The sequence below is a fragment of the Wandonia sp. genome (genome assembly GCF_984588085.1).
Genome location: NZ_CFIGVI010000074.1, coordinates 1 through 8,828, shown reverse-complemented (window position 1 = coordinate 8,828; position 8,828 = coordinate 1). Strand labels below are relative to the sequence as shown.

6 protein-coding genes are annotated in these 8,828 nt (G+C 39.1%); 2 read left to right on the top strand and 4 right to left on the bottom strand.

Annotation, left to right across the window (positions count from 1 at the left end; translation table 11 throughout):
* The first annotated feature begins 64 nt into the window (after positions 1-64).
* Positions 65-1,153 (top strand): M42 family metallopeptidase, encoded by a 1,089-nt coding sequence (locus AC4PL9_RS14870; RefSeq protein ID WP_491605541.1) that lies wholly within the window; start codon positions 65-67, stop codon positions 1,151-1,153.
* A gap of 76 nt (positions 1,154-1,229) precedes the next feature.
* Here the strand turns inward: AC4PL9_RS14870 and AC4PL9_RS14865 are convergent, their stop codons facing one another.
* Both AC4PL9_RS14865 and AC4PL9_RS14860 read right to left on the bottom strand, forming a co-directional pair.
* Positions 1,230-1,772: a YceI family protein gene (locus AC4PL9_RS14865; RefSeq protein WP_491605539.1), complete on the bottom strand. Its 543-nt coding sequence runs from the start codon at positions 1,770-1,772 to the stop codon at positions 1,230-1,232.
* Positions 1,773-1,786: 14 nt separating this feature from the next.
* Positions 1,787-2,503, bottom strand: coding sequence for a pirin family protein (locus tag AC4PL9_RS14860; RefSeq protein ID WP_491605540.1), 717 nt, complete (start codon positions 2,501-2,503; stop codon positions 1,787-1,789).
* A 343-nt stretch (positions 2,504-2,846) separates the two neighbouring features.
* Here AC4PL9_RS14860 and AC4PL9_RS14855 point away from each other — a divergent pair, with 343 nt between their 5' ends.
* Positions 2,847-3,893 carry a hypothetical protein gene (locus AC4PL9_RS14855; RefSeq protein ID WP_491605538.1) on the top strand — a complete coding sequence of 349 codons (1,047 nt, stop codon included), beginning with the start codon at positions 2,847-2,849 and terminating at the stop codon, positions 3,891-3,893.
* Position 3,894: 1 nt separating this feature from the next.
* Here the strand turns inward: AC4PL9_RS14855 and AC4PL9_RS14850 are convergent, their stop codons facing one another.
* On the bottom strand, positions 3,895-7,419 hold the full coding sequence (locus tag AC4PL9_RS14850) for a PAS domain S-box protein (protein ID WP_491605537.1): 3,525 nt from the start codon (positions 7,417-7,419) through the stop codon (positions 3,895-3,897).
* Positions 7,420-7,430: 11 nt separating this feature from the next.
* Positions 7,431-8,777, bottom strand: coding sequence for a sigma-54-dependent transcriptional regulator (locus AC4PL9_RS14845; RefSeq protein ID WP_491605536.1), 1,347 nt, complete (start codon positions 8,775-8,777; stop codon positions 7,431-7,433).
* Positions 8,778-8,828 lie beyond the last annotated feature (51 nt).

Sequence of the window (8,828 nt, the reverse complement as noted above, 5' to 3'; positions counted from 1 at the left end):
TTTTAAGGAGATTCAGAAAGCCCGGAACTTGTTTTTAGTTATTTTTAAGGCAAAAGTGAAAGAAATGGCAAAAGAGAAATCAATTATAAACAAAACATCGATCCAGTTTCTTGAAAACTATCTGAATAACCCTTCTCCCACAGGGTTTGAATCAAAGGGTCAGAAATTGTGGATGAAATACCTGAAGCCGTATGTGGATGAGTTCTATACGGATAACTATGGAACCGCTGTAGGCGTTATAAATCCGGAAAGTGATTACAGAGTGGTGATTGAAGCGCATGCGGACGAGATTTCATGGTTCGTACATTACATTACCAAAGAAGGATTTATTTACTTGCGCAGAAACGGAGGGTCTGATCACCAGATAGCTCCTTCTAAACGGGTAAATATTCATACAAAAAACGGGATTGTAAAAGCGGTATTTGGTTGGCCGGCTATTCATACCCGCCATGAGAAAGAAGAAAACCCGAGCCTGAAAAATATCTTTTTGGATTGTGGAGCTGACTCAAAAGAAGATGTCGAGAAAATGGGGATTCATGTAGGGTGTGTGGTTACTTACGAAGATGAATTCATGATTATGAATGAAAAGAAGCTGGTAGGTAGAGCATTGGATAACCGGATAGGAGGGTTTATGATTGCTGAAGTAGCACGCTTACTACATGAAAATAAGATCAAACTTCCTTTTTCTCTTCATATTGTTAATGCAGTTCAGGAAGAAGTAGGGTTGAGGGGAGCAGAGATGATTGCAGAGCGAATTCAACCGCATTGTGCAATTATTACAGATGTTTGTCATGATACAGGAACTCCTATGATGGATAAAATTCAACAAGGAGACCTCAAGGGGGGGGAGGGACCTGTATTAACGTACGGTCCTGCTGTTCAAAATAATTTGTTGAACTATGTTATAGAACGTGCGGAGAATGCGGGTATTCCTTTCCAACGGGCAGCTGCTTCCCGCGCAACAGGAACGGATACGGATGCTTTCGCTTATTCAAATGACGGCGTGCCTTCGGCTTTGATCTCGTTACCGTTGAGGTATATGCATACTACAGTGGAAATGTGCCACAAAGATGATGTAGAAAATACGATTCGCCTTATCTACGAAACAATCATTCACCTGAAGAACGGACAATCATTCAGTTATTTTGACTAATTATAATCAGAAAGGGGGCAGTTTAATCTGTCCCCTTTCTTTACCCTAACCTAAATAACAAACTATGAAAAATTAATTAGCCTTGTTTTGCAAATTGTACATTTAATGCAAGACGAACATCTTCACTTACGACAAGACCTCCCGCCTCTGTGGTGGCGTTCCAGGTCAGACCAAACTCTTTTCGGTTGATTTTTCCTGAAATTTCAAAACCTGCCTTTGTGTTTCCGTAAGGATCCACAACAGTTCCTCCATATTCTGCTTTCAATGTGACTTCTTTCGCATTTCCACGAATGGTCATAATCCCTTTTAATTCATACTCATCTTCACTTTTCTTTGTAAACGAAGTTGATTCGAATGTTAGCTTCGGATGATTCGCTGCATCAAAGAAATCTCCTGACTTTAAATGTGCATCACGATCCTTGTTATTGGTCGAAATACTATCAATTTCAGCTTCGAAAGAAGCTTTTGCTCCGTTAAAATCATCTCCTTCTGTTTCAATTTTTCCATCAAACTGGTGGAATAACCCTGTAACTGTTGAGATAACAAGGTGTTTTACCTTAAACTGAACTTCTGAATGTGTCGGGTCAATTGCCCAAACTGTTTTTACTGCTGTTTCCATATTGTTTTTCTTTATTAATTAAGTTGCATGGGTACTTCCATAAGTAGTACTTCTGCATTTTTATTTGCCTGTAGAATTAACTCGTCGGTTTCCCAAACTCCCATTCCGTCTCTTGTTGATAGTTTTTCTCCGTTCACTTCAACTTCGCCGGAAATCACAAAGACATAAACGCCGTTTTCTTTCTCTTTAAGTGTATACTTTCCTGTTTTTCCGGAATCAAGATCAATCATGTGAAACCATGCATTTTGATAGATCCATACCCCTTCGTCTTCTGAGGAGGGGGAAAGTACCTGCTGAAATGTATTCTTTCGGTCAGCCGGGTTTAACTGTAGCTGATCATATCGTGGAGTAACCTGTCGTTTATTGGGGAATAACCATATCTGTAGAAGTTGAAGAGCTTTGTCGCGGGTAGCATTATATTCTGAATGAAAGATGCCTGTTCCGGCTGACATTACCTGGATCTCGTTCTTTCTGATAATTCCGGTATTTCCCATACTGTCTTTATGCTCCAGAGTTCCGTTCAGGGGAATCGTAATAATTTCCATATTATCATGCGGATGTGTTCCAAAACCACCACCACCTTCAATATAATCATCATTTAATACTCGAAGAACCCCGAAATGCATACGTTCGGGATTTCGATAGTTGGCAAAGCTGAATGTGTGATTGGCTTTTAACCATCCGTGATCAGCAAAACCTCTTGTATTAGCTCTGTGTATTACCGTTTTCATTTTTCTCTCCTCTCTGTTTGGTAGGTGATTGAATCCAACATTTTCCTGAACATCAGTTTGTATTGAACTTTCTGAGGAAGATCGGATGATATTCGGGAGAGCTAAACCCGCTCCGACTAATAATGCTCCTCGCTTTAAAAAGCTCTTTCGATTCATCACCAATTGTTTGTACGATACAAATATACCAAGAAAATAAATACCATGGTAGATATTTATGCAAAAAAATGTTAATACTTGATTCCCAATATGGGAAAAGCAGAATGAGTGAATTCCTTGATTTATAAGGTTTGCATGGCTATGGCATGGTTTTCGTGAAATGAAAAGTAACAAAAAATATAGAGAGATGGCTGTGAAAAATGTGGTGGAATTTGAAAAATGTCCTGTAGTTTCAGAAGCAGGGAAATTAGGTTTACTTGAAATTTTGTATAGTCAAAATAGTATTTGTCAAGGGCAATTATCTGTTCATTCCTGCAGAGAACTGATTGATGTGGAAGAGACCGGACTAAAAGATTTTTTCAATGTATGCCGGGCGAGAGTGAGTATTGATTGGTTTCCGTTGTCAGAGATGATCCCTCCTGAGGAGGTAGTAGAGTTTGTTCAAAAATCAAAGGAGGCTTTTGAGGAAACCGGGAAATTCAGAATATGTTTTTCTTTCAGGGGAAAAAACAAGAAGAATGTCTATCTGGAATTAACGGCTTCTGTATTGAGCAGAGGAGGTCATAGCATTGAATGGATTGGATACGTAAGGGAAGTCGATGATCGACAAATGAAAATTCAACTGGCAGCGCAGGTAACGAAAAACGAAAGAGGAAAAGTTGTAGGTAGATTGCAGGATGAGGTAGCACAGAACCTTGTACTGCTAAATTTTTATCTGAACCAGTTGACAGCTGTAGAAGGAGGTAATCTGGAAGGGTTGAGCCAGATTCGTCATTTTTTAGACGAGAGTTTAAAGAAAACAAGATCGCTCTGTTATTATCTGGAGCCTCCCGGACTGGAAGTTGGATTTCTCGAAGGAATAACTTCTCTGTCTGAACGAATGGAGTTACCCGGGGTGTCAGTTGCCAATGTAAACTATTCAGATATAAGAGAAGACTATTTTGAGGAAGAACATAAGTATTATCTGCTGGCAATTCTTCGCGAATTTATTGAAAATTCGGTGGAACATTCAGGATGTACTTCAGTAACGATAGAAATCTACCGGATTGAAGATGTCATTATTCTTAGTGTTTCAGATAACGGTAAATATATTAACCTGAAGGAAGATGAATACGAAAGTGTAAAAATACGTATGGAGAAAATGTCAGAATTTGTTTCAGCAGAGATTGAACTGTCCGGTCAGTCGGAAAAAGGAAATTTTCTTGAAATAAAACTACCTGTTAGTACGAAATAATTTATTCGTTGAGTAGTTTCCTGAATTCGGATAAGACCTGTAATGTAGTTGTTTCGATCTTTTCAAATCGATCTTCTATTTCCTGCCAGTCCAGTTTCTTTTGGGAGTGGATCTGATTAAGAAACAGGATGTCTTCCCGGATAGAGTGGATTCCGAAATTATTCAGATTGGGTTTTATTTTGTGAGCAACCTTCTCTATGGTATCCATATTTTTGCCGGCGATTGCGTTTTTGATAAGTGTAAGTTCCTCAGGTAGGGTTTTACAGAATAAGGCAAGAACTTCGTTTCTGAAAGAGACATTTCCATGGCTTAACTGATTAATATATTCCAGATTAAATAACTGCTCAGGAACTTCTTGTTCCGGACTATTTTCAGGTTTTTGTTCCTGGTATGGCGGAGACGAATACAGAAATTTGTTAATGGAACTGATTAGTTTTTTTTCATCAAAAGGTTTTACAATGTAGTCATTCATGCCTACCTCAATACATTTGTTGATCTCCGTGTTAATTGCATTGGCACTCAACCCGATGATGGGGGTACTTAATTTAAGTTCTTCACGAATCGCAATCGTACATTCATAACCATTCATTTTAGGCATCTGTACATCCATAAGAATACAGTCTACCGACTCTGTTTTTAGTAGCTCCAGAGCCTCTAATCCATTGACTGCTTCCCGCAAAAGTGCTCCTTTTTTATTGAGAATGGACGAAACAACCAGGCGGTTGATATCATTATCTTCAACAATCAGAATGGTTTTATTTTTGAGTTCTTCCTCACGATTTTCAGTGTTGTGAGACTCATTGGTTGTGAGGCTACCCGGTTCAAGAGGTATTTTAAGCGTAAACACTGTTCCTTTGTCTTTTTCCGATTGAACCAGAATTTCTCCCCCCATCAGGGAGATGAATTCCTTTGATATAGCCATTCCAAGTCCGGTCCCACTGGTTTTTTCTGTTGGAGAACTAATTTCCTGGGTGAATTTGTCGAATACTTTCTTCTGAAAATCAGGACTCATACCTATTCCCGTATCTTCAATGATAAAATGAATCATATTCGTAGCCTGTTCTTTTTTTTCCTGAGAAACAGATAGACGGACATAACCATTGTCGGTGAACTTAACCGCATTGGAAAGAAAATTAACCAGAATTTGTCGTAATCGAATCTCATCGCCAACCAAGACCGGAGATAGACTAGTGTCTGTATAGATGTTAAAATCAAGTTTCTTTTCTTCTGATAAAGGCTCAATAATTTTTTTTACGTTTTCAAGGAGATGATAAATGTCAAAAGGTGTTGGATGAATAGATAAGTGCCCGGAGGATATTTTTGAGAAATCAAGGATGTTGTCAATCAATGCTTGCAGGTGTTTCCCCGAAACGGCAATTTTTTCAATCATGTTTATTTTTTCACGGGGCAGGTCTTCATTTTTCAGAAAGTTGGAAAGCCCAACAATGGCATTCAGAGGAGTTCGTATTTCATGACTCATATTCATGATAAACTCTTCTTTTGCCTTATCGGATAATTCGGCCCGTATAATAGCCTTTTCAAGTTCATCCTGAATTTTTTTCTGGCCGGTAATATCCAGGTGAATTCCGATCGTACCGATGAGTTTGCCATCCTTATCATAGTTGGGAGCACCACTGATTAACCACCATTTCTTTTCTCCTTTGTTGACCACTTCTATTTCATAACTGTCGGACTTTCCCTGAATTCGTTCATTCTTTTTTTTTCTGATCACTTCAAGTTCTTTCTTTCCGAGAAACAGGTTCGCTGCATTTTGTCCGATTAATTGTTCAACTCTGTAACCCGACATTTCACAAAAACTATCGTTGGCAAATAATATGATATCATTCAGGTTAACTTCCAGAAGCCCGAGGTTCATATTAGCGATGATACGGCGGTATTTTTCTTCCTGAAACCGGAGAGATTCATCAAATTGTTTACGTTGGGTAATGTCTCGTATGTATCCGTCTATACGTACGGGGTTGTTTTCCGAATTGTAAATAACTCTTGCACGATTATTCACCCACTTGATACCGGAATCTGTCTGAACACGGTATTCCTCTTCAGATTCTCCGTTTTTTGTAAGCTCCTCGTTTATTTTTGTAATAACGTATTTGTCTTCAGGAACGATGATACTTTCCCACACCTTATAATCTTTCATAAATTCACTGATCGGGATGCCACTCAGCTTTTCGATAGAAGGAGAAATAAAGAGTGATGTATAATCCGGAAAATTAATTGACCAGATCACATCTTCCATTTGTTGAATAATCTCTTCCGTCGTCTTTCGAGTGTTTTTGAGTGTTTCCTGAGTTTCTTTCAGAAGGGTAATATCGGTAAAATAAAGATTGATATACGATTTTTCACAAATGAGTTTAAGTGTCACAGAGAAGTGAGTATCTGTTGACGTTTTTATAGAAATTGATTGCGTTGTTTCAGCAGGGGAAACAGCTTTGAGAGTATATTCCTTGAAATCAGCAAATGTAAATTCCTTTCCTTCAATCCAGACGGGGGCATGAAATAACTCTCTGGCTGCAGCATTTTTTAGAAGTATGTCTCCGTTTGTGGACAAACGCAGAATAGGAGCCGGGTTTTGTAAGGGAAACAAAGCAAGGTTTTCAATTTCCTGTTGTTGTTTTTCTCTTTCCAGTGCAATAGAGATATTATTTGCGAGTGTTTGTAGAATGGATAGCTCAGATTCGCTCCAGACCCGTTTCTGCTGACAGTCATCATATCCGACAAATCCATAAAAATGTCCTCCTAGAAAAATAGGAATAACCAAAAAAGAGATGATTCCCTGAGGCTCCAGAATAGCTTTCAACTGCATGTTGTCAGGGAGTTCACTTACGATGGCCTGATAGGATTTATTTTGTTTGAGTGTACTCATAAAGTCTTCAAAAAGCTCGACAGGCACATTTTGAAGTTCAGGATTATCAATTTGAGGTTCAGCTTCCCCTGAATTCCATTCGTATCTCTGTGAAATCACCTCTCCCGTTTCTGGAGTGTTATAATAATCAAACAGATAGGTGCGGTCAACATCTACGGATTCGCCTATAATACGGAGTACCTTGGCAATAGCTTCCTGTGTATTGGGGTTGAAAAGAAGCTCTGTCGTTGAATCAGAAATGGCGACAAGTAGCCGCTCTCTGAGATGGAGTCTTTTTTGAATTTCCTCCCGATCCCGTATATCTCTGGATAGCGAAAAAATATGCTTTTCTCCGTTAATCTGCACGATGCTTTCCGTTACTTCTACAGGAATGGTTTCTCCGGTAGTTCTATTGGTGCAATTTCGAATAATAACCCGCTTTTCTGCTTTAAGTATTTCGGCAACATGTTCTTTCCAGATTTGTTCGCTGGTAAACAAAGGTTCAAACTCAGAAATATTTAGCAATTGATCTTTTTTCATTTGAACTCCCATTCGCTCCTGGGCAGCATGATTCAAAAAGACAAGGTTGCCATTCAGATCCATCACCTGAATAGCATCCGAATGGTTATTGACAAGTGCTTCGAAGAATACTTCTTTTTTCATAGCGGGTCGGATTAATTAGATAGTTTACCTTCCTGGATCAACCTGTAAATAGTTGATTTTCCTATTCCCAGTTTAGAGGCTGTGCGGACAACGTTATTTTCATTTTTATTCAATGAAAGCTGAATGATTTTTGTGGTATACTCTTCCAGTGTAAATTCATCATTGAACAGAACATCCGGAGAACTGTCACTGGTAAATGCGAAATCATATGCTTCGATTACATCTGAATCACTAAGCACAATAGCCGATTCAATGATTGCTTTTAATTCCCGTACATTACCAGGGAAGTTATATTTTAGCAGAGCTTTCATTGCCGAATTGGCCAGCATTTTTTCAGGGAGTTTATTCTTCTTACAGAATTGTTTGAGGAAATAATTAGCCAGAATAATAATGTCTTTTCCTCTTTCCCGTAGAGGTGGTAACTCGATAGTGATTCCCATAAGACGGTAATACAAATCTTCTCTGAAATTTCCTTCCCGGACTTCGTTCAGTAGGTTTTTGTGTGTGGCTGTAATGAGTCGGAAATCTAGTTTTATCTTTTGATTTCCCCCGACACGGGTCATCTCCATTTCCTGTAAAACCCGGAGCAGTTTTACCTGCATCGAAAGTTCCATTTCTCCGATTTCATCAAGAAAAACAGTACCGCCCTTAGCGGACTCCAGTAATCCGATTCTTGCAGCATGAGCCCCTGTGAATGCTCCCTTCTCGTGTCCGAATAATTCGCTTTCAATCAATTCTTTCGGAATAGCTGTAACATTGATCGGGACAAAAGGTTTGTTCTTCCGGTTGGAATTAAAATGTACAGAACGTGCTACCAGCTCTTTTCCCGTTCCTGTCTCGCCGTACAACATGACATTGATATCCGATTTCACTGTTTTTTCTATCAGGCTGAATATTTTTTCCATTTCCGGACTGGCTCCCCGGATTTCAGATGAAATATTGTATTTATCATGAATCTCACTTCGCAGCACATTCAGCTCCCTTTTCATTTCACTTTGTTTAGTGGCGTTATGCGCAACATGCCACAGACGGTCAAGAGCATTATCATCCTTAATAATGTAATCGAATACACCCATCCGGAAGAGTTGGACAGCAGTTGAAATATCCTCCTGCCCGGAGAGAACGATGATGACGGAATCGGGACTTTTCTTTTTAATTTCTAAAAGAAGTTGATTTCCGGAGAAATCGGGAAGATTGATGTCCAGTGTTATGACATCAGGATGTTGGTGTAATTGCCTGAGCAATTCATGTCCTGACTTGAATAACTGTACTGTATATTCCGGATCCATGGACAGGGAATGTTGCACCAGTTTTCCGTATATGGGGTCGTCTTCTACGCAGAATAAGGTATAATTCATCGGTCGGCTTTTTCCCAATTTAGGAAAAATAGCGCAAACCTGCTAATAAAA

Excerpts from the sequence above, each read along its gene's own strand:
- AC4PL9_RS14870 (WP_491605541.1), top strand. The coding sequence starts at position 65 with ATGGCAAAAGAGAAATCAATTATAAACAAAACATCGATCCAGTTTCTT.
- AC4PL9_RS14865 (WP_491605539.1), bottom strand. The coding sequence starts at position 1,772 with ATGGAAACAGCAGTAAAAACAGTTTGGGCAATTGACCCGACACATTCA.
- AC4PL9_RS14860 (WP_491605540.1), bottom strand. The coding sequence starts at position 2,503 with ATGAAAACGGTAATACACAGAGCTAATACAAGAGGTTTTGCTGATCAC.
- AC4PL9_RS14855 (WP_491605538.1), top strand. The coding sequence starts at position 2,847 with ATGGCTGTGAAAAATGTGGTGGAATTTGAAAAATGTCCTGTAGTTTCA.
- AC4PL9_RS14850 (WP_491605537.1), bottom strand. The coding sequence starts at position 7,419 with ATGAAAAAAGAAGTATTCTTCGAAGCACTTGTCAATAACCATTCGGAT.
- AC4PL9_RS14845 (WP_491605536.1), bottom strand. The coding sequence starts at position 8,777 with ATGAATTATACCTTATTCTGCGTAGAAGACGACCCCATATACGGAAAA.